The organism is Collinsella tanakaei YIT 12063 (assembly GCF_000225705.1).
Classification (GTDB): domain Bacteria; phylum Actinomycetota; class Coriobacteriia; order Coriobacteriales; family Coriobacteriaceae; genus Collinsella; species Collinsella tanakaei.
Genome location: NZ_JH126470.1, coordinates 157,567 through 178,582, shown reverse-complemented (window position 1 = coordinate 178,582; position 21,016 = coordinate 157,567). Strand labels below are relative to the sequence as shown.

General features: G+C 62.3%; 14 protein-coding genes. 6 read left to right on the top strand and 8 right to left on the bottom strand.

The features are described 5' to 3' along the window. Window positions 1–14: 14 nt before the first annotated feature. From HMPREF9452_RS07490 to HMPREF9452_RS11405, 4 genes are all read right to left on the bottom strand, one after another. Complete coding sequence (locus tag HMPREF9452_RS07490; protein WP_009141534.1) at window positions 15–314, bottom strand: YerC/YecD family TrpR-related protein; 300 nt, start codon at window positions 312–314, stop codon at window positions 15–17. A gap of 481 nt (window positions 315–795) precedes the next feature. Next, window positions 796–5,550 carry an S-layer homology domain-containing protein gene (locus tag HMPREF9452_RS07485; protein ID WP_009141533.1) on the bottom strand — a complete coding sequence of 1,585 codons (4,755 nt, stop codon included), beginning with the start codon at window positions 5,548–5,550 and terminating at the stop codon, window positions 796–798. 276 nt (window positions 5,551–5,826) lie between these two features. Beyond that, the gene (locus tag HMPREF9452_RS11410) at window positions 5,827–9,054 is read right to left on the bottom strand and encodes an S-layer homology domain-containing protein (RefSeq protein ID WP_009141532.1); all 3,228 of its coding nucleotides are present in this window, start codon (window positions 9,052–9,054) and stop codon (window positions 5,827–5,829) included. A gap of 351 nt (window positions 9,055–9,405) precedes the next feature. After that, window positions 9,406–10,632: an FAD:protein FMN transferase gene (locus HMPREF9452_RS11405; protein WP_009141531.1), complete on the bottom strand. Its 1,227-nt coding sequence runs from the start codon at window positions 10,630–10,632 to the stop codon at window positions 9,406–9,408. A gap of 418 nt (window positions 10,633–11,050) precedes the next feature. Here HMPREF9452_RS11405 and HMPREF9452_RS07470 point away from each other — a divergent pair, with 418 nt between their 5' ends. Together HMPREF9452_RS07470 and HMPREF9452_RS07465 are read left to right on the top strand one after the other, a co-directional pair. Further along, window positions 11,051–11,419 (top strand): phage holin family protein, encoded by a 369-nt coding sequence (locus tag HMPREF9452_RS07470; RefSeq protein ID WP_009141530.1) that lies wholly within the window; start codon window positions 11,051–11,053, stop codon window positions 11,417–11,419. 12 nt (window positions 11,420–11,431) lie between these two features. Next, complete coding sequence (locus HMPREF9452_RS07465; RefSeq protein WP_009141529.1) at window positions 11,432–12,790, top strand: APC family permease; 1,359 nt, start codon at window positions 11,432–11,434, stop codon at window positions 12,788–12,790. A 221-nt stretch (window positions 12,791–13,011) separates the two neighbouring features. Here HMPREF9452_RS07465 and HMPREF9452_RS07460 read toward each other — a convergent pair whose 3' ends face one another. Genes HMPREF9452_RS07460 through HMPREF9452_RS11395 form a run of 4 tightly spaced genes read right to left on the bottom strand, consistent with a single transcriptional unit; the run spans window position 13,012 to window position 16,056 of the window. Beyond that, a complete protein-coding gene (locus HMPREF9452_RS07460) occupies window positions 13,012–14,247 on the bottom strand; it encodes a J domain-containing protein (RefSeq protein WP_009141528.1) in 1,236 nt (411 codons plus the stop codon). After that, complete coding sequence (locus tag HMPREF9452_RS11400; RefSeq protein WP_009141527.1) at window positions 14,244–14,579, bottom strand: hypothetical protein; 336 nt, start codon at window positions 14,577–14,579, stop codon at window positions 14,244–14,246. The genes HMPREF9452_RS07460 and HMPREF9452_RS11400 overlap by 4 nt, the downstream gene beginning before the upstream one ends. 54 nt (window positions 14,580–14,633) lie before the next feature. Further along, the gene (locus tag HMPREF9452_RS07455; RefSeq protein WP_083821858.1) at window positions 14,634–15,818 is read right to left on the bottom strand and encodes an Hsp70 family protein; all 1,185 of its coding nucleotides are present in this window, start codon (window positions 15,816–15,818) and stop codon (window positions 14,634–14,636) included. A 1-nt stretch (window position 15,819) separates the two neighbouring features. Beyond that, complete coding sequence (locus HMPREF9452_RS11395) at window positions 15,820–16,056, bottom strand: Hsp70 family protein (RefSeq protein WP_009141525.1); 237 nt, start codon at window positions 16,054–16,056, stop codon at window positions 15,820–15,822. A gap of 561 nt (window positions 16,057–16,617) precedes the next feature. On the opposite strand from HMPREF9452_RS11395, the gene HMPREF9452_RS07445 reads away from it, so the two are divergent. The 4 genes from HMPREF9452_RS07445 (at window position 16,618) to HMPREF9452_RS07430 (ending at window position 20,842) form a co-directional block, all read left to right on the top strand. Then, window positions 16,618–17,175 (top strand): helix-turn-helix domain-containing protein, encoded by a 558-nt coding sequence (locus HMPREF9452_RS07445; protein ID WP_009141524.1) that lies wholly within the window; start codon window positions 16,618–16,620, stop codon window positions 17,173–17,175. 218 nt (window positions 17,176–17,393) lie between these two features. Further along, window positions 17,394–18,341 carry a hypothetical protein gene (locus tag HMPREF9452_RS07440; protein ID WP_009141523.1) on the top strand — a complete coding sequence of 316 codons (948 nt, stop codon included), beginning with the start codon at window positions 17,394–17,396 and terminating at the stop codon, window positions 18,339–18,341. 184 nt (window positions 18,342–18,525) lie between these two features. Beyond that, window positions 18,526–19,872 (top strand): amidohydrolase family protein, encoded by a 1,347-nt coding sequence (locus tag HMPREF9452_RS07435; RefSeq protein WP_009141522.1) that lies wholly within the window; start codon window positions 18,526–18,528, stop codon window positions 19,870–19,872. 298 nt (window positions 19,873–20,170) lie between these two features. Next, window positions 20,171–20,842, top strand: a complete 672-nt coding sequence (locus tag HMPREF9452_RS07430; RefSeq protein ID WP_009141521.1) for a hypothetical protein — start codon at window positions 20,171–20,173, stop codon at window positions 20,840–20,842. Window positions 20,843–21,016 lie beyond the last annotated feature (174 nt).

The following is a 21,016-nucleotide window of genomic DNA, read 5'->3' as shown; positions in this document are numbered from 1 at the left end:
GCGGGCCGCCGCTTCTACACGTCGTCGCCAAAGCGCACCAGCACACGACGATACCCGCCGTATTCGCCGTTCAGCGCCTTGGACACGCGGCTCACCGTGGTGGACGAAGCGCCGGTCCTGGCCTGCACCTCAACGTACGGCTCACCCTCGTCCAAATAGCGCGCAACCTGTAGGCGCTGGGCGAAGTCGCAAACCTCGCGCGGCGTGCACAGATCGGTCAAAAACGTCTTGATGTCGTCCTCGTTCTCAAGCAGGGAGAACGCATGCACCAGCTGCTCGACGTCAGGGCGCTCGAACATCTTTTCAATATTCATAGGTCTCTTCCCCTAAACCGGCTTCTCGACTATGTCGATTCACCATGTCGCTCATTATATGCAGCCTCAGCCGCAGTAAACCAAGCAAGTGTAGCACACCACTTAAATAAAGCGTTGCACGTAACCACCAACGGTGGACGGTTGGTGAAGAACGGCGGTACCTAATTTTTGGACGAGGAATATACATGCGGGTCTTTGGACGAGGGAGGACTCCGCACGGCCGGGGCCCCACCGGACTTATCACGGGATGCGTTCGGCCCTGGCGGGCCTCAGAGCATCCCTTAGATAAGCCGGTGGGCGCCCCGGCCTGCTGCAAGCCCTTCTTGGTCAAAGCGCGCTGAAGGGAATCGCGCAAGAAGCGGGGCCGGTACCTGCAGCGGCACCGGCCCCGTGTGGCGGTCAATTGTTTAGCGGCAAATCAACATGCCCGCTTGGCTCAACCGGTCTAGCTGATCCGGCTGGTCCGCCTTGCCCGCGACGCCTACGCGTACATCAGGTTGATGAAGCGCATGAGGACGGTGGCGACCTCGGCGCGCGCAGCGCCGTCGGTGGGGTTCAGCTCGCCGGTCACGTCGTCGCCGGTGAACAGGCCCTCGGCGACCGCCCAGGACATGGCGTCCTTCGCGTAGGAGCTGACCTCGGAGGCGTCGGGGAAGTCGATCTCCGCGCGCTTCGAGACGTCCATGCCCAGGTGCTCGGCGTAGCGCATCAGGAAGACGGCCACCTGCTCGCGGGTGACGTCCTCGCCGCCCTGGAACTGCTTGGAGCCGTCGGGCATGTCGACGCCGGAGAGGATGCCCTCCCCCAGCGCCCACGCTGCCGCGTCGGCGTAGAAGGCGCCCTCGGGGACGTCCGCGAGGCTGCCCTCGGAGGCCGCCTCGGGGTTCAGCTCCAAGTTGTGGAGCATCGCCACGAACATGCCTCGGGAGGTCTTGCCGTATCCGTCGAAGACGCGGGAGCCGTCGGGGCGCTCGACGCCGTTGACGATGCCGCGGGCGGTCGCGAAGTCGACCACGTCGCCCGCGAACCAGTCGGCGTCGGTCACGTCGGGCATGTCCTTGGCGTTGTCCACGACCTTGATCGTCACGTCGCCGGTTGCCTCGAAGACGACGTTGCCGTCCTTATCGACCGAGCACTTGGGGATCACGGTCTCATTCCCATCGGCGTCCACAGCGAACACGACGATGCCGTAGTCGGGCTCGTCGCCCTCGCCCTTCGCCACGGGGACCGTCACCTGGACGGGGGTCTTGTCGGAAACGCTTGAGGGCACCTTCACCTCGACCTCGGGAGCCTTCTCGACGTCCGACCCGGGCTCGGACTCCTCGATGGGCAGCTCCACCTTGCCGTTCTCGGCGTCGGCCTTGGAGACGGTCACCTCGGTGGAGGTCACGTTGCCGTCCTCGTCCTTCTTGACCACGGACTCGGTGCCGCTGGCGGTCTCGTGCGTGATGGTCTGCGAGCCGTCGGGCTTGGTCACCGTCGTGGTGGTGGAGCCGTCGGGATTCTTCTCGACCTCGGTCTTGTCGGAGGTGGAGCCGCCGCCCGAAGGAGGAGTGGGTGGCACGTACTTCGAGACCGTAAACATGCCGTTCGACTCGACCACCTCGTAGCCCGAGGCGGGCACGAACTCGATGGGGTTCTCCGAGAAGTCGCCGCCCGTGACCTCGAGGGCGCGCTTGCCCTCGGCGGCGATCGCGTCGCCCTCCTTCACGTAGATAGCGCCCTCGGAACCGCCGCGGAACTCTCCGCCGGTCACCTTGACGCTGTAGCTCGCACCGTAGTCTATGCTGCCCCCGTCGGCGTTCGAGTAGAAGCCCGCTCGCGTGCCGGCGAACTTGCCGCCGGATATCTCGGTCGCGATCTCGGTGGTGTCTTGCGCCGTCGCGTCAATCTTGAAGCCGTCCTTCGCGGTGAACTCGCCGCCCGATATCTTCACCGTCCCGTTCTTCTGGAAGACCGCGGCGGTCTCCACATCGGCCTTGAAGACGCCCCCTCTGATGTCGAGCGTCCCGTGGGAGGCCCAGTAGACGGGACCGCTGTTCCAGGGATTGCTGGGGTTGTCGGGCTTCTTGCCCGCGATGAACGTGCCTCCGTAGACCGTGCACTGGGAATCGGCGGCGCCCTCCTTCGTCTGCGTCGAGATGCAGTTGTTCGCGCTGGTCACGACGACGTCGCGAGCGTTCTCCTCCGCCGTGGCGGCGGGGTCGCCGATCTCTACCCTTGCAGACCCGTTGACGGCGATCGCGCACCCGCCCGTCACGTTGAGGTTCGCGCGCTTCACCGAGGCCTCGCCCGCCGCGTACAGGCCGTAGGCTCCGTTCACGGTGACCCCGTCGAATGCGACCCTCGACCCGTCCGCTCCGTAGACAACGTAGCTTCCGGTGGCGTTCTGAGTGCATGTGTTCGTCAGCTCGCCGCCGCCCTTCACCGTCAGGCCCGATCCCGACTCGACAACGATCTGATGAGCGCGGGCGTCGAGCTTGCAGCCGGCGAGGTCGAGTGTGATGGAGCGCTTGCCGTCGATGCGGATCTCGGCGTCCTCCTCGACCCCCTTGAGCAGCTTCACCGTCTGGCCGTCCCGGGCCGCCGCTACCGCATCAGCCACGGTCGGGTAATACGCGCCCCCGACCTCGGCCGCGCGCAGGTTTTCCTTAAGCCGCACCGCCCAGGAACCGTCCGACTCCACCAACTCGTAGCCGCCTGCAAGCAGCTTGTCCATATTGGTAGGTGCCGCGCTGTACGTTCCGCCGCTGATGTCGACGACGTCGCCCGCTTGCGTCCATTCGCTCCGTTTGTCGGTATTGTTGAAGGCGTACGCCTCAATAGCGGGGATTCCTTCACCCGCCATGAACGCGCCACCAGAGATGGTCACCTTGCCAAGGTCCTTATAGCCATCGCGCTCTATAACGGAGATTGCGGCACCGTCAACAATCGGACCGTCGGCCTCTGTCTTTTCCGCAGGGCTGCCGCTCGCGGTGATCGAGGTCTTATCCCCCAAGACGGTCAGGCTGCCGGCGCAAAGCTGAACACCAAAAGACTTTGCCTTAATGACCGTATTATCAATTACAACAGAGCCTGAGCAAGGGAAGTAGATTCCCAAACCGTCCGCAACATCGATGGTCGAGTTCACCAATCGGATCGTATTGTTTTCCTCGCCGCCATTCGTACCAATGCCCCATGTGGCACCGTTCAACTGCATGGTAACGCCATCCATTGTCAGCGAGCTGTTGCTGTAGAGCATCGAAACGCCCGCCGTATCAAGCGGGTTCTGAGCTTTCAGCATGCCGTTGCGAATGGTAATCGACGCGCCGTCGTAATTAATATCAACGATCTGCTGCGTACCAGTGTAGCTGTATGCATTGCCGCCCAAATCAAGAATGTAGCCCTTGCTACCAGAACAAATAGCCTCGTTACCAACGTAAGGGTGCAGCATGGTTATTGCGGAGCCTTCGGGCAAATCGGCCGCGGCGCTCGATGGGGACCCGTAGATTCGATCGCTTCCACCAGCCGCCTGCATCCTAAATCCTCCGTTGGCAACATAAGATGCCGCCTTCTCGGAATAAGCAAGATAAGAAGAAGATCCCAGCTTAACCGCGGTGCTGCCCCCTTCAAGCACCTCAAGGGTCACCTCGTCGCCAATGTACAGCGGTGCGGCAAACATGCTATTGCCAGAAGCTCCCTCAACGGGCAGCTTGCCCTTAATCGTTCCCCCAGACTGAGGAACGCTGTTGATTATCCTCAAGGTGGAATCTTTACCCTCAACCGGCTTCGCACCGTAGGACGGCTTCATGGCCAAGGTCGCGTCCGGGCCCATATAGGCAGAACCGTCGATGTTGAATCCGTTCAGGTCAACCGTAACGCCAAACGCCTGTACTTTAGCAGCGAATTTGCCCAAAACCGCATTCTCGTTCAGCTTGACCGTACTGTAAGCGGGAGCATTACTGCATGCCTTGGTAAAGGTCTCGTAAGGGGTCGCTGTTCCGTCCTCCATGATCACGGTTGCCGCAGGACGGGTCATCTCCACAACAAGGGAGCCGTCCTTCTCAACAACGCCGTAGCGGTCTACAAGAACATCGCCCCTATTCGAGACCTTGGTAGTCCCTTTGTAGGTTCCACCGCTTACAACCGCGTTCGAGGCGTCATCGTTAATACCAATGGCAACAGCACCACCCTTGGCTTCAAAAGATCCACCAGTGATGGTCGCCTTAGCGCCGTCCCTCAAGAACACAGGATTGCCGGCCTCGCTAACAATAACCGCAGCCGACTCCACGGTCAGGCTTCCCTCATTTGCGCCGGTGTCCTTTATCATCCGCGACGCCACCGCGCTGGATCTCGAAGAGATGTTGCCGCCGCTAATCTTTGCAATGTGGTTGTTGTAAACCGCAAACCTTCCTTCAGAAGGCTGGGCGATTGCGCCACCCTTTATGGTAAGAGTGCCATAGTCATCATTTTTAACGGTAATCTGCCCGCCGGTGAACGATCCATCGTTAATCGTTAGCGTCGCCTTCTTGGCACCATCAGTTGGCTTCGGCTCGCCGCTAGTGCCGGCCTCCGCTTTGATGGCATCCTGCCAGCCATTGGCAACAAGGCTTGAATAGAATCCGGGATTGGTATCGGAGAACTTCACAACAACGCCCTTGTTAATGATCATTGTTCCGTAGTTCTTGAGAACATAGTACGAGTTTCCACCAGCATCGGAATCGCTTGTGCTGGCTTCGGCAGACCTTGTAAACGAGCCGCCGTTAAGCGTCGCGGTCGCCTTAACGTCATTGTAAAGCGCGGCCTTGCCGTTCGATGTATTGTCAACAACACCGGTGCCAACGCTATCCTTTACCTCAAGCTTGTTAGAACTATTGGTAATGGTATGGCCGCTCGCATTTGAAAGGGTGTGGCCGTTGAGGTCGATGACTATCCTGGTGTTCGCGGGGATGCTGACATCCTCAGCATGGTTATCGTTGAGCGTAATTACGTAAGCTTCTTTATTTGTCTTGTAGTCGTACGGCTTAGCATCGGCAATGGCGGCGGCAATGCTGTCGTACTGAACCGCCGCCCCGCCACCCTGAACCATTGTGACCGCTTTTGACTCTACAGTGGCCCCCTGGTCCACGGCTTTTTCCTGCGCAAGCTCATCAACAGCAAAAGCAACTGCCGGAGCCAACGAGACACCGCCGGCAAGCGCAGCAACCAAACCAGCACTCACGGCGAGGCGCGCCGTATGCGTTTTCCGCGTTCCCATAATTCCTCCCACTCAGTAGAAGTGACATTCCTTCGCACCTAGCTTTCATGCTATCCCCCGCTATCGCTTTCTTCAATCTCCAGCCAGTTGTTTAGCTGCGGTTTCTCCGTTGAACGGTTATCTGCGTCTTTCAAGAAACGCCATCGATTGTTCTAAAGACAGCACCGTCTCCAAACAAAAAAGTCGCGGCCTCCTTTTCGGATAACCGCGATCTTTCTAAATAGATCTATGTCTGTGCCTTTGGACGAGGAGCCCCTGCAGGAGCCCTGCCGGCGCCTACGCGTACATCAGGTTGATGAAGCGCATGAGGACGGTGGCGACCTCGGCGCGGGCGGCGCCGTCGGTGGGGTTGAGCTCGCCGGTCACGTCGTCGCCGGTGAACAGGCCCTCGGCCACGGCCCAGGACATGGCGTCCTCGGCGTAGGGGCTGACCTCGCCGGCGTCGGGGAAGTCGATCTCGGCGCGCTTCGAGACGTCCATGCCGAGCGCCTCGGCGTAGCGCATCAGGAACACGGCCACCTGCTCGCGGGTGACGTCGGCGTTACCCTGGAACTGCTTGGAGCCGTCGGGCATGTCGACGCCGGAGAGGATCCCCTCCCCCAGCGCCCAGGCGGCCGCGTCGGCGTAGAAGGCGCCCTCGGGCACGTCGGCGAGGGAGTCCTCGCTCGCCGTCTCGGGGTTCAGCTCCAGGTTGTGGAGCATCGCCACGAACATGCCGCGGGAGGTCCTGCCGTAGCCCTGGAACTCCTTCGTGCCGTCGGGCATGTCCACGCCGTTGACGATGCCGCGCGCGGTCGCGAAGTCGACCACGTCGCCCGCGAACCAGTCGGTCTCCTTCACGTCGGGCATGTCCTTGGCGTTGTCGACCACCTTGATGGTGACGTCTCCCGTGGCCTCGAAGACCACGTTGCCGTCGTCGTCCACTGCGGTCTTGGGGATGACGGTCTCGTTACCGTCCTCGTCCACGGCGAACACGACGATTCCGTAGTTCGGCTCGTCGCCCTCGCCCTTGGCGACGGGCACCGTCACCTGGACGGGCTTGTCCGCGGTGACGGTCGCGGGGACCTTCACCTCGACGGCCAGGGCCTTGTCCGCGTCGGCCGCGGGCTCGGACTTATCGATGGGCAGCTCCACCTTGCCGGACTCGGCGTCCTTCTTGGAGACCGTCACCTCGGTGGAGGTCACGTTGCCGTCCTTATCCTTCTTGACCACGGACTCGGTGCCGTTAGCCGTCTCGTGGGTGATGGTCTGCGAGCCGTCGGGCTTGGTCACGGTCGTGGTGGTGGAGCCGTCGGGGTTCTTCTCGACCTCGGTCTTGTCGGAGGTTGATCCGCCGCCAGAGGAAACCACCCTTACAGTGAACGTATATCCACTCGACTCGTCACCGGACTTGACGAGCTCGCAGTTTGACGGCACCTTCAGGTTGGCGCTGATATCCGCAGGCGCCTTGATAGAGGCGCCGCTCTTGAGGGTGATTGACTTTCCGTTGAAGTCGAACAGGCTCAGGTTCTTGATTAGAGCGTCGCCATCGACGGCCGCATCGCGAACCAATGCGATCGCCTTGGCATCGCCCGCCGCCTCAAGCGCCTCTACCAACGTCCCATAAGAGTCGGCATACCACGTGTCTCGAGAGACAATCGCAACCTGGTCCGTCCGCTCCTCCAGGTTCTCGTCCGCCATTGGATATGCGAGTTTGTTTAGGATGACCCAGCGCTGATCGTAATTCGCAATGCAAGTAGGATGGCTCACCGTTTCCGCGAAGTAATTGCCCGACAAAGACGCTATGCTCTGATTCGCGACGCTGTAGACCGCCAAAGCCTCCTGCGCCACGTTGTCGTACATTTTATTATCCGTTACAAGCACCTTGAAATCGATCTGCTTATCCATGTCGGACTCGATGTGGATGTAGCGTTGCTGGTTGATGGCGGCGTCCGAGCGCCTAAATACGTTGTTCGTAATCGTGATATCGGCAGCCATCGACGGGCCTTTATCGGGCGTGATCTGAATCGCGTCCCAATCGCAGCTATCAAAGGTGCAGTTCGTAACCGTCAAAGAGCCAGAGAACGCGCCCGTGGCGTATACGGCGGACAGTTTGCCGCCGGCGTTGTGAATACCATTGAACTCGATATCGTTCAGAGTTGCATGGGCGTCCGCGCCGATGTAAATGGAGGAGTCGCCCCTGACAATGTGCCCGTTACCCTCAAACGTAATATCGGATGAAAGGGACAGGCTCCCGGTATCTGTCAGGTCGCATTCGAGCGAGACGGTGTCCCCGTCGTTCACACCGATGTTTCCGTCACCCGGAGCGAGAAACGCCTTAAGCGCAGCCTGGGAAGCGGGATAAAAGGTTACCGTTCCGTCCTCATTGTAAGCGTACCCATAAGAGCTGTAATCAGCGGGCCTGGTCGCCTCGGGAGTCTCCACCCAAGGATAGAAGCTGACTGCCCGCTGCCCCGCAGGCAGCTTCACGGGAGCCGCGGTCGTGTCGACAACCACCAGATCATTCTCGCCCATCACGAACGTGTTATCAGTCAAATCGAGGGGGTGTGCAGCGGCACCCCTCGCCTGAATATAGTGCTCGAATGTATCGAACTTGAATTCATTGCCCTGGACATTGGCCTTTTCCGTCTGCTGGAAGTAGAACGCTCCGGCGTTGTCGAAGGTGTTGCCCGTGATAACGAAATTGTCGTTCGCAGAAGGTTGCGCGGTTGTGATGCACGTTGCCTCCGCACCGGCACCAGACGTGGGACCGTCCACCACGCTATACACGGAGTTCACGAACACGTTATCCTGAATGGTCACGTTGCCGCTGATATTCGGCAACATGGTGCGGAACGCGCCATCGAACCGATTGTTCACAAACTGGATGCTACCCTCGTCCGCCTGGCCGTTGACATATAGACCGTATGACCATTGTAGGGCGTCAGTAGTCTGCCCGTCGTTTTTCGGCTCGTTCACAAAACGGCAGCCGCTGATAACGATATCGGCCTTGTTGCCACTTACCGTTACCGCAGAACCAGCAGCACGCGTTGTCACAGAATACTTAACGGTGACGTTGTCCATGCGGATGGAGTTTTCCTGTGCGCTGCCAATGGTTAGGAGAGAGGTCGTCTCCGAAGCGATCGTCATGTTCTTGAGAGCACCGTTTTGCAGCCGAGTGTGACCTGTAACCGAGTACTTTCCCTGTCCGTCAATCGTCACATTTTTGGAAATCGTCACATCCTCGGTCAGGTTGCTTTCGAGGACGATATACGCCCCGTCGGCAACGTCATCGCTGGCGAGGGCCGCGGCCAAAGAGGAAAAGGCTCCCTCGCCGGTAAGTCCCTCGCCCACTTTGATAGCGTTCTCGGGGATCTCCGCGGCACTCCCCTGAGCCGAATCGTTCACCTCGACGCTCGTTTCCGCAAATGCCGCCACGACAGGAACGACGCCAAATGCCATGGCGGTCGCAACCAGGGCGGTCGCGCTGCCGCGAACCCAAGCGTGCCCAATCTTGCCGGTCATGTCCAATCTCCTTCCACTAGGCATAACCCCAGAATTGCAAACATGCGAGGCGGTAAACCCGCCTAGCAAAAATGTCGGCAGGCCCCTTACAAGAATCAATCTACCACAGCGGCTACCGATGATATAAGATGGCCACCCTTCATGCCCCAGCACTCATACGTGAGAAGCATGCCAAATCGGGTGCCGACCGTGGCACGGGCCACCCCTCAAGTCGCAGCGGGAGAAATAGCAGCAGCCGCCCCCGGCTTCCTCCAGGGTGTTCTGAGCCGCAGCATGCGGCGAACATACCCTGGAGGAAGCCGAGGCGGCGCGCAGATCATTCGTCCACATATGCAATTGAAACGCTACGACCTAGAACCGGGGCAACGTGGGCACCAACGACAACCGCTCCTCGATGCCGGACGTCCACCAGACCTCGTCCGCTTCATCTATGAGCACGGCCTCGATACCGGGCAGCGACTCCACAAAGTCGATGGCGTCGCGCGCGCCCAGCATGAGGGCGGTGGTGGAGTAGCCGTCGCAGTCCATGGAGCGCGGGGCGATAATGGTTGCACTGGTGAGATCGGTCTTGGCGGGCATGCCGGTGGCGGGGTCGAGAATGTGGTGGTACGTGACGCCGCCCTTGGTAAAGCGCCGCTCATGGATGCCGCTGGTGACCACGGAGCCATCCGCCATGTCCACGATGGCCCGGTTGTGCGCGGGGTCGAGCGGGTTGATGATACCTATGCGCCAGGGGCTGCCGGCGGCCACGGGAGGCCGGGCGGACGCGTCCGCGGGTCGGCCCCCGCGCACCACCACGTTGCCGCCCAGGTTGATGACAAAACGACCGACGCCATGGGCGATAAAGAGGTCAGCGAGATCGTCGGCGATGTAGCCCTTGGCGACGCCGCCCAGATCGAGGATGGTTTGGGGGTCGGTGATGGCAAGGGTGGGCTGGGATGATTTGGACGAGGGCACGCGGGAGACGTCGGCGTTCAAAGCATCCTCGTCCAGAGAACCCTGGACCGGAGAGTCTTTATCCAGAGACTCCTCGCCCAAAGGCTCCTTCTCACAAGGCTCCTCGTCCAAAACTATATGGCGGTAGTCCACATGGGGCAGGGCGCGCGCCAGCGCGAGGCGGCTGGGCACCTCGCCGGTGTGGAAGTTCCACAGCGAGGTCACCGTGCCCATGGTGATGTCGAACTTGCCGCGACTGCGCTCGCAGTAGCCCAGGGCCTGTCGGACCAGATGGGCCGTTTGGGGCGAGACGGGCACGGCATTGGGCGAGACGGCGTGCGCGCGGGCGATATCGGAGTCATCGCGGGTGCGCGAGAAGGCGCGCTCGAAAAATAGGCAGCGGTCTCGGGCGGCGACGAGGGCGGCGTCCAGGCGCGCGGTGGCTTCAGAGCCCGCGGCGGTGCTTGGACCGGCAGCGGCGTTTGGGTCCGCGGCCGCGGGGCGACCCGTGGGGCGCGCGGCGGCATACGCGTGCATATGCACCTGCGTGTTGAACAGGAAGAAGGAAATGCAGCGCGAGCCGTCCTGCGCCCAGGCGGGCATCGCCGTTTTGGCATCGCCATATGTATAGGTCTGCACCATGCTCTCCCTTTGCTCTTTTTGCTTCGTCGTACAGTAGCGCGCGGCGTGGCGCGGCGGGCTAGGCTGCCACGTTGGCCCCGCGGGCGCTTGCGGCGTCCAAACGCTTGGGGCACCACCATCTTATCCCCCTTGCGTGTCCGCGCAACCACGCGGGCGCAGGGCGAAGGCGGCAACGTGGCAACGGCGCGACCGCCCTTCTGCGGACACTCATGTATTTCCGTTTGAGGGGCGCTCGGACAAGGATTGGGTACAAAAGGCGTGATAGGCTTTGAAATCTCGAGACCGCAACCGCTTGGTCTCGGTGCGTCCACCCACGTACCCACGCGTCCGCCCGCACCCGCCCCGGCTCACCCCAACTCGCACCGCCAACGGGCTGGCGGACCATTCGATGATTCTCGTCCACAGACAGGAGATCCCCATGCGCTTTCTTCTCAACTGGCTCTTGACGTCCATCTCTATCGCCATCGCCACCTTCATTGTTCCGGGCATCGCGCCGTTTGGCCCCACGGACGCCTGGCTGAGCTTTGCCTTTGTCGGCCTGTTTTTGGGCCTGGTCAACTCGCTGGTCAAACCGCTGATCACCGTGATCTCGCTGCCGGTCACCTTCCTTACGCTGGGCGTGTTCCAGCTGGTGGTCAACAGCTTCATGCTGGAGCTCGCAAGCTGGCTGTCCGTCAACCTGCTGGGCTCGGGCATCTCTATCTCCGGCTTCTGGTCCGCGTTTGTGGGCGCCATCATCGTGAGCATCATGTGCTCCATCCTGGGCGTCGCCACCAAGGACGCGTAGAGGCACCGCGCGATGGAAAACCAAACCGTTCACGTCGAGCGCTACACGCTCACTACCGCCCTGTGCATGATCGTTGGCATCTGCATTGGGTCTGGCATCTTCTTTAAATCTGACAACATCTTGATCGCCACGGGCGGCAACGTCGCCCTAGGCGTGGCGATGTTTCTACTGGCCGCGACCACCATTGTCTTTGGCGGCCTCACCCTGGCTCGCTTCGCCTCGCGCACCGATGGCGCCGGCGGCCCCATCGCCTATGCCGAGCGCTTTTTGGGCCCGCACCGCCTTACCTTTGTTGGCTGGCACTTCACCTTTTTGTACCTGCCCATGGTGACCGCCATCATCTGCTGGGTGGTGGGCGTCTACGCCTGCATGACCTTTGGCCTGGCGGGCACCTTTGCCCAGCAGATGGCCATTGGCCTGGTGTTTTTACTGGCCTGCTGTGTATGGAACGTCTGCTGGCCCACGCTTGGCGGCTACGTGCAGAACACCACCACCGTCGCCAAAGTAGCCCCGCTGGTGGTGGTGCTGGCGGTGGGCCTCGTCTTTGGCCAGCCCGCCCAGCACATTGTCCATGGCATAGAGACCGCGGGCGCCGCCGGCACCGGGTGGATCGCCGCCGCCGCGCCCATCGCCTTCGCCTTCGACGGCTGGAGCGCCGCCGCCAGCATCGCGCCGGAGCTCAAGAACGCCAAGCGCAACCTGCCGCTGGCGCTCACCATCGGACCGGCGATCATCTTGGTCCTCTACGTTGGCTACTTCTTGGGCGTCTCTTGCACGCTGGGCCCGCAGACCGTCATGGCCGCCGGCGACGCCAGCTTGTCGATGCTCTTTGTGGAGCTCTTTGGCGAGGGCGCCGCAACCCTGCCCAACCTTATCGCACTTATCGCCGTGGTGGGAACCGCCAACGGCCTGGTGCTGTCGCTTTTGCGCATGCCCTACGCGCTTGCCCTGCACGATGAGATTCCGTGCTCCAAGGCCGTCCTGCGCATGAACAAGACGCTCAAGTTCCCCTTGGTGTCTGCCGCGATCGCGCTGGGCACCACCCTGTTTTGGATGGCCGTGCACGCCGTGGTCACCACCTTCAACCTGCTGCCCAACGGCGACATCTCGGAAGTCAGCGTAAGCCTCACCTTGTTGGTGCTGCCGCTGTTCTACGTCCAGGCCTTAGTCCACGATCCCGCCGGCCCCGCGCCCAACCGCGCCACGCGCATTCGCCGCGCCATCGCGCCCGTGATCGCCATTGCGAGCTCGCTGGCCGTGGGCCTCTCCAGCATCTCCAACCCCACGCGCTGGCCGTTTGTGGCGGCGCACATCATCACGCTGGCGGTCGCCACCTATCTCATGGGCCGTCGTCGCGCTCGTAAGGCGTAGGTGGACGAGGAGCCCTGCTCGCCGTCGGCTACAAACCAGGGGCCGCGGGCTTATCCGGGGATGCGTTCGACGCGCTGCGTCTCAGAGCATCCCCGGATAAGCCCGCGGCCCCTTTTTACTGCCCGGCCGTGGTTGAAGGTCCTTGTCCGTGCTTCGCCCGCAGTCGCTATGGCCGGCGCCTTAGCGCAGCCGCGCACCTGCGTCCCGCGCGGTGGCCTACTTTAGCTGGCATCGCCCGCAGGCGCAGGCACGGCCTTCTCATCCACCTCCACGGCGGAGCGAATCTCGGTTATGCGGCACTCCTCGTCCACATCTGCCATCACCGCATAGCGTGCAGCTGCCGGATCGGTCGCTATCGCCATCACCGTGTCGGTATGCCCGGGAACAAACGATGGGTCTTCCTCCAGCGTGAACTCAGCCCCAAACGCCTGCCGCAGGTAGTCCAGAATCGCCGCACGGTTTGTCTCTGCCGCCGCCTCGAGCGCGCGCTTCTCATCCTCACTGGCAATGGGCGCGCCAAACGATGGGCCTTCTAAATCCAGCGAATCACGGCGCTTCAAGACCTCTTGCCTCATCTGCTCCATGCTCTGCTGCGCCTCTTGTCGCAGCTCCGCCCTACGGCTTATCTGCCCCATGCGCAGCGAAAAGGACACCGCGAGCACCACCACGCTCGCCAGCACGCTCAGCACATCTCGCCGATGCTTCGCGTGCTCCGCCCGGCGCCGCGCCAGCAGCGCACGCAGCGCATCTTGTTCTGCCGCGGCTCCCAGCGCCTGTTCAAGCTGGTCCAAATCGCGCTGGCGCATGCGGCTTACGTATGGACGAAGAAGGTTCGCCGCAGCCTGGTCCGCGCCGTCGACGTCCATGTACTGCGCTGCAGGCCGGCGCCGCAAAGCCGCGAGCGCGTCGCCGTTGCTGTTCAGATCACGGTCCAGGTCGTCGATCCAGCGCAGCGCGTCCTCACGATGCCGGATGTCGCCCAGCATCTTTTCGCGGATGAAGTCGGACTCGGTGCCGGCGCTGGCGCCCGCGGGGTCGCCTGCTGAGGCCGCGGCAGCTGCTTCGGCCTCAGCTTCGGCCTTGACGTCAGCAAAAACGCCGCCCGGGCGCGCGATACGCGGACGCGGGACGGTGGCGTTAGCGGCGGACGGCACCGCTTCGGGCTCCGATGCCGCAGGCTCCCCCACAGCGGATGCCGTCGCTGCGGGTGCCGTGGTTACGGCCTCCGGCGCGACGGCTCCTGCTTCGACGCTTGCACGAAGCGCGGGCGACACGTCCTCGGATGCGCCCTTGCCCCCGCGGGCGATAAGCAGCGCGCGCTCGTAGGCGGCCTGCACCAGCTGGAAGCCTTCCGGATCATCCTCGGGGTGATGCTTGGTAAGCTGCCGCGCGTAGGCACGCTTTATCGCCCGGGCGCTCGACGTTGCCTCGATCTCCAAGACGTCCCAGATATTCACAGCCGCTCCTCGTCCAAGCCATCGTCCAAACCATGCGAACCGTCGCCCGCCTCGTTGCCCGAGCTGTCGCCAGGACCACCGAGCTCGCCGCAATCGCCCTCGTCCCCATGCCTAAAGAACGCGTTATCCGCCTTGTCAGCCTCGATGCGATCGAGCACGGCGTTGAGCTGGCGTGTTTTCGTAATCAATAGCTTTAAGCTGTTAGAATTCAAGCTGCTTGCAAAATCGCAGGTCAAAACGCTTAAATAGTCGCGAACATAATCGCTGCCCTCGGCCGCCACGCGCAGCGCGCGCTCCAGGGCCAGCTCCGCGTCGACCCGTGCCGGCTCCATGCGCGCGCTCAGTTGAACCTCCTGCAGGGTCGCCAGCGCGTCCTCGCCCTCATCTTAGCTCGACCCGTTGTAGACACGGCGCGTGACCTCGCCCGTGGAATGCACGCGCACCTCCACGCCCAAAATAGAATTGATGTCATAGGTGAACGTGACGGTAAAGGGCTCATGGCTCTTGTTGTTACGCGGCAGCGGCACCATGAGCTCCGCCAGCTGCTTGTTGTCCTGCACGTACACGTTCTCGCCCTGGTACACCGCCACGCGAGCCTCGCGCGCACCCACCTGCGAATTGGCGTACACCTGCGAGCTGCTCGCCGGCAGCGTGGTGTTGCGTGGGATGAGGACAGATGCCAGGGGCTCAAACGGCGGATGAGGGTTGCGCACGTCGGTCGAAAGCGAATGCGGGCAGATGTCCGTTAGCACCAAGCTGTCGACGCCCCGCGCGCGCTGTTTGATGCCAACGTAGGTGCCCAGGCCAAGCGCTACGGCCACATCGCAATCCTCCTCGCAGGTCACGGGAACCGCAAGCAGTCGTTCGAGGTAGTCGCGCACCACGGGCATGCGGCTGGATCCGCCCACCAGCACCGCGCGCGAGATCTCTTCTGCCGGCACGTCCGAGTCATACACCGCCTGCTTGAGCGGGCGCTCGATGCGGATGAACAACGGCACGGCGAGCTCGAAGAGCCCCTTGTTGGTTAGATGGAGCACCTGGGGCAGCGCGGGGATGGAGCTGCGCAGAAACGCATGGGAATCGCGGTCCGCAAGCTCGCGCTTGGCGCGCTCCGCCTCGCGCAGCAACGTCTCGCGCCGGGAGGCCCCTAGCGCGTTGAGGCCAATACCGTTGATGCGACACGCCTCCTGCGCGATCAACAGGTCGAAGTCGCCCCCGCCCAGATGGTTATCGCCCGCCACCGCGCTGATGCCCACCACGTTGTCGAAGCAGTCGACCACCGAGACGTCGAGCGTGCCGCCGCCAAAGTCGAACACGCAGAAGGTCTCGTCCGGCGGGTACCCGTCCGCCGCGGCGGCGGCCACGGCGCCCTCACTTGAGAAATGATGCCCCAGCGCCGCGGCGGAGGGCTCGCTGACCAAGCGCTCCACGCGAACGCCCGCACGCGCGCCCGCGCGCTTGGTCGCCGCCCGCTGCGCCACGTCGAAGTAGGCGGGAACGCTCACCACCGCCTCGTCCACACGCTCGCCCAAAAACTCCTGCGCTTCCGGCGTGAAGCGGCGCCCGCCCAGGTTATAACACCGCGTCGGTGCCCATCTTGCGCTTGAAGCGCGCGATGGTGTCCTGTGGCTGCGTCACCAGCCGTTCTTGGGCGATACGGCCCACCACGACGCGGCCGTCCTTGTCCACGCTCGCCACGCTGGGGGTAAGGAACTCGCCAAACTGGTTGGGCACCAGCTGCGCGCGCCCGTCTTTGTATACCGCCGCCAGGCTGTTGGTTGTGCCCAGGTCTATGCCCACGATCGCCATATGCGCTCCTTGCAACCGACGGCGAACAGATAGGGCGGATTGTACCAAAGGGCGCGCGCGTAACCGAATTCGCTACGGCGCGGGCCTGCCGTTCGGCGGGGTTTTTCGGCATGCGCCGAGGCGCTGCGCCGCCGTGCTGCCGTGCCGGGTGTTCGGCGGGGCCACCCCGAGCCCTCTCCTTCCTTGGCGTTTTGACGAAACCCACTAAAAGGACGCTTTTTGCCCCGACGTCTCGGCAAAAAGCGTCCTTTTAGTGGGTCTCACGATCATCTAGCTAAAAACCATTACAAGTTATAATATTTATTATTAAAGGGGCGTCCGATGCCAATGACTTATCGAGACGCCGTCCAATACGTTCTCGCAAGGGAGGGCGTATTCCTCAACCATGGACGAGAACATGACACATTCATTATGCCCTGGGGAACCAAAATTCGTATTCCACGCCATCGAGGCGACCTGTCGCCCGGCGTGGAATACGATATCAAGAAAAGGGCAGACGGCCTCAGAAGATGAGCGCCAAGACGCGACGTGCGCCGAATCGATATGCAGAAGGGAGCAGCTGTGGACAGATATCTCTACGAGGCGATATTGACCCCATACGGCGATATATATGAAGTCTACTTCCCAGAACTCAGTCTCTATACCCAAGGAACCAGCCTTGCCGACGCTGCCTATATGGCACAAGACCTACTTACCATGGACATCGCCGAACGCCTTGAGGCTGGAGAGGACGTCCCCCATATTGGGTCCTTTGGAACTGCGGGGGCCCTACCCGCCGGCAGCATCGCAATGGGCATCATGGCCCTTGTTGAAGTGGGGTGCGAGCGAACTGAAACCATGACCGTAGCGGAAGCCGCCGACATCCTCAACGTAAGCCGCGCAAGAATCTACACGCTGGTAAAGGATGGGGCGATCCGCTCGGAGAAGGTGGGGAGCTCCCGCCTGCTCAACGCTCAGGATGTTATGGACCGGTTCAACAGCCCGCGCAATCCCGGCAGACCAACCAAGCATCGTAATGAAGCGACGCCTTTGGCGGCGACAAAACCGAAGGCATCGCCAGAGGCTGCAGGGGCAACAGCCGCTAAGACGACCACAACCGCTGCAGCGCTGGAAAGCTGACGGACGCGCCGGAGCAGGCAGCTGCCCCAGTGTCCTTTTAGCTGGCCTCGCGATGTGGGGGACCGGCGAGGGTCGCGCCTACGGGCAACATTGTGGCAGCACCCCCGCATGCGCTACAATATGCGGCAACGTTTCCGCCGACCCCTTGCCGCACACTCCCTCATCACGCAATCCAACGCAGCGAGCGGCTAGTGAAACCTTGCAGGACAGGAGCGCTCATGCACGACCCCACTTCCAAGCCGTCCTCGCCCCCACCCACAACTTACGCCTGCGCGCCCTCAACCCGGACGCGCCCGTCATGGCAGCGATCGCCTTACGAGAACCTGAACGCGCAACAGGTCGCCGACCAACATGTCGCATGGATCAAGAAGCGCTGCCTCATCTTTATCCCAACCGAGATCGCCGTCTTCGCGGCGGCGCTCGCCGTCATCGCGCTCAAACCCCCTGCCGCGGGGATCATCTATCTGGCGCTCCTGGCTTCCGCCGTTGCAATATCCTTCCTTCATCGAACGCGGGCGATCAATCGTTTTGGCTCCCTGCACCAGATTTGCAGCCTCGAATGCGACCCCGCCAAGTACCGCGCCGTCATGGAAGCGCTTGTCGCCAGCGATGTGCACGACCGTTCCCGCAGCATCCTTGCAACCGAGCAGGCACGCGGCCTCTACTACCAAGGCGAGTCCATGCGTGCGCTGCAGCTGCTCTCGCAGGTCAGGTTTAAATCCCCCAAGAACCCCTACTGGCTCGCCGTCCTCTCAATCGAGACCATGTGCCGCCATGACGTGGGCGATTCCGCCGGCGAATCCCTCGCGCTGTCGCGTTTGGATGAGCTTGGGCGCAAAGCGTCGGCGGGCAGCGCCCTTGCCAAGGAGCTCGACGGCCTGCACGCCCGCTACCAAGTCATACTTAAGGACCCCGCGGCATGGACGTCGCAGGACGCCGCGTTCATCCGCGATGGAGTCGACCGCGCGCAGAGCCCGTTGGAATACGCCAGCTGGCTTTTGGACGAATGCACCTGGGAGCAGTTTCACGGCGACCGTGACCGCGCCCTGCAGATTATCGCGTCTTTGGACGAGCTGAAGCTGACGCCGCTCCATAAGAGGCGCCGCGACGCCCTGGCAGCCGCGCTGCGCCCCGAAACGAATGCGGAGCAGCAGCTCGACCTATAACCGAACGGATACCCGGGCGCGCCCCGTGCGCCCTTCCCGCGCGCTGTCGCTGCGCGGCCGCCCGTCCCGCACGCACATCCTCCCTGCACGCGCGGGTGTACACTTGCCTCATTATCCGCAGGCGAATCGCGCGAGCCGCACCCGCCTGCGGCCGCAGGGTTTCAGAGCACAAGCAGGTGAGGTTATGTCAGCAACCAATAATTCCATCGCGTTCACCAACGCCACCCTTCTAGACGGGACCGCTTCCATGGAGCCTCGTCCCAACATGACGGTCACCGTGGACCGCGGCGTTATCACGGGCATCGCCCCGGATGCCATCGCCCGCATCGAGGACGGCGCGCGCGTCATCGACCTTGCCGGAGGCTACCTGCTACCCGGCCTCATCAATATGCACGTGCACCTGTGCGGATCGGGCAAGCCGGTCTCCGCGGGCGATGCGGGAAGCCTTATGAAGAAGCTCGACAACCCCGTGGGCCGCGCCATCGTCCGCCGCATCCTTAAAAGCAGCGCCCAGCAGCAGCTGGCCAGCGGCGTCACCACCGTGCGCGGTGCGGGCGACCCGCTGCTGTGCGACCTGGACGTGCGCGACGCCATCAACGCCGGCAAATACCCCGGCCCGCGCCTGGTCTCGCCCGGCACCGGCGTCACCGTGCCCGGAGGACACGGCGCGGGGCTCTTCGCGCAGGTGGCCAACACCCCGCAGGAGGCCGCTTCCATGGTGCGGTCGCTCGCCCAGCGCGGAGCGGACGTGATCAAGCTCTTTGTCACCGGAGGCGTCTTCGACGCGACGGAGCCCGGCGAGCCCGGCGTGGTGCGCATGTCTCCAGAGGTCGCCCAAGCGTCCTGCGAGGCCGCCCACAAGCTCGGCATACCCGTCATGGCGCACGTGGAGAGCACCGAAGGCGTGCGCATCGCTCTTGCAGCCGGCGTCGACACCATCGAACACGGCGCGCCCATGGACGATGAGATTCGCGAGCTCTATCTTTCTCGCAACGGCGCGCAGCTTGCCGAACGCCCCGCATCGGTCACCTGCACCATCTCGCCCGCCCTGCCGTTCACGCTGCTCGATCCGGAAAAGACCCACTCCACCGAAGTGCAGAAGATCAACGGCGACATTGTGTGCTCGGGCATTATCGAGAGCGCGAAGCAGGCACTTGCCGCAGGCATTCCCGTGGGCCTGGGCACGGACTCGAGCTGCCCCTACGTCACCCAGTACGACATGTGGCGCGAGGTCGCCTACTTTGCCAAGTACGCCGGCGTCTCAAACGCGTTCGCCCTGCACACCGCCACGCAGGTCAATGCCCAACTGCTGGGACTGGGCGACGTCTGCGGCACCATCGAGGTTGGCAAGGAGGCGGACATCATCACGGTGAAGAGCAACCCGCTTGACGACCTCTCGACCCTACGCGAGGTGACCCATGTGATGGCGCGCGGCGTATTGGCGGACAAGTTGCGCGTCAAGCACCTGCCCGAGCTGGATGCCGAGCTGGATTGGATTATGGAACAGCCGGCCAACCTCATCGTCCGCTAACGCGAACGCGGCTTTCATGCCGCCCGGCGATAGCCGGTGATCGATACGCTTCATCGTCCAAACCACCCTAAGGGCCATGGCGCCCCAGGGTGGTTTCTTTGTGTGCGCGGACCCTTGTTTTTGGACGATGAAGGACCGAGGCGGCCCCTGTACCTGCCGCGGCCACATCTTGGATAGATTGCGCGCTGACTTTTGGAAGATGCAGCGTATAAAAACCGTGCATCGCCCGTGTTTCGCTATGCCGTGCCCGTCCGCGGGGGCGAGCCATTGAACCAGCGAAGTCATGGAGGAACGAGCGATGAGTACATACCAAGACGTTGAGCGCGATATTCGCCAGATGGCGAACTACTGGCTGTTGAGGAAGTTCCAGTTTTTAGACTGGACCAATGACGTCTTCTTTTCTTACATAGACCCGCACAACGAGCTCGATAAACTGGACGATGATAAACAGGTAATCATGAGTATGTGCTTTACCGAGTGGCTATTGTTCGAATGCCCGCTGCGAGACGGCCTTACCCCGCTATCGCTCTATTTGAACGAGCGCCCCGCGCGCGTATCGCAGCAGGCTTTGGACCGTCTGCTCCAGGTGCGCGACACGCAGTTCTTCTCGCGCTTTGCCATTCTTAAAAAGGATGCCGCCACGGGCGTCAGCACGCTCAAAGACGTGCGGACCGGCCGCTGCTACGACGTATACGACCAGCACCTATGCGAGGTAAAGCATTGGAAGAACGGCACCATAGCCGAGCGCATAGGATGCATTGACGGCGCATGGCAGATGGTAGGCCAGGTGCGCATGTACGACCGCGCCGCGCCGAATGCCACCTCTGCCGACGGCCCGGGCGAGTTTCATCCCGAGGATCACGAGACGCGACCGGAGCTGGAGGCGGCAAGCTACTTTATCCGCCTGGCTCGCGACTTGCTCTCTCCCGACGGCCGCTATCAAGACACGCTGAAGGTGCGCACGGCGTAGGGGTTGCATAGGACCATGAAGCGGGCTTGTTCGCTATTCGGGACCGATTGCCCCCTCGGAGCAATCATGTTCTACGACTTCTCAATCCATCCGGCAGCATTAGAAACGCCATCGCTTTGACGCCGCGGTAAAAAACCGGGCGAACCGACGCATATGCGAAACGGTCCGCCCGGC

Bases quoted from the DNA above. Each gene is read 5' to 3' on its own strand.
- HMPREF9452_RS11410 (WP_009141532.1), bottom strand. From the start codon at position 9,054: ATGACCGGCAAGATTGGGCACGCTTGGGTTCGCGGCAGCGCGACCGCC.
- HMPREF9452_RS07465 (WP_009141529.1), top strand. From the start codon at position 11,432: ATGGAAAACCAAACCGTTCACGTCGAGCGCTACACGCTCACTACCGCC.
- HMPREF9452_RS07435 (WP_009141522.1), top strand. From the start codon at position 18,526: ATGTCAGCAACCAATAATTCCATCGCGTTCACCAACGCCACCCTTCTA.
- HMPREF9452_RS07470 (WP_009141530.1), top strand. From the start codon at position 11,051: ATGCGCTTTCTTCTCAACTGGCTCTTGACGTCCATCTCTATCGCCATC.
- HMPREF9452_RS07490 (WP_009141534.1), bottom strand. From the start codon at position 314: ATGAATATTGAAAAGATGTTCGAGCGCCCTGACGTCGAGCAGCTGGTG.
- HMPREF9452_RS07485 (WP_009141533.1), bottom strand. From the start codon at position 5,550: ATGGGAACGCGGAAAACGCATACGGCGCGCCTCGCCGTGAGTGCTGGT.
- HMPREF9452_RS07440 (WP_009141523.1), top strand. From the start codon at position 17,394: ATGCACGACCCCACTTCCAAGCCGTCCTCGCCCCCACCCACAACTTAC.
- HMPREF9452_RS11400 (WP_009141527.1), bottom strand. From the start codon at position 14,579: ATGGAGCCGGCACGGGTCGACGCGGAGCTGGCCCTGGAGCGCGCGCTG.
- HMPREF9452_RS11395 (WP_009141525.1), bottom strand. From the start codon at position 16,056: ATGGCGATCGTGGGCATAGACCTGGGCACAACCAACAGCCTGGCGGCG.
- HMPREF9452_RS07430 (WP_009141521.1), top strand. From the start codon at position 20,171: ATGAGTACATACCAAGACGTTGAGCGCGATATTCGCCAGATGGCGAAC.
- HMPREF9452_RS11405 (WP_009141531.1), bottom strand. From the start codon at position 10,632: ATGGTGCAGACCTATACATATGGCGATGCCAAAACGGCGATGCCCGCC.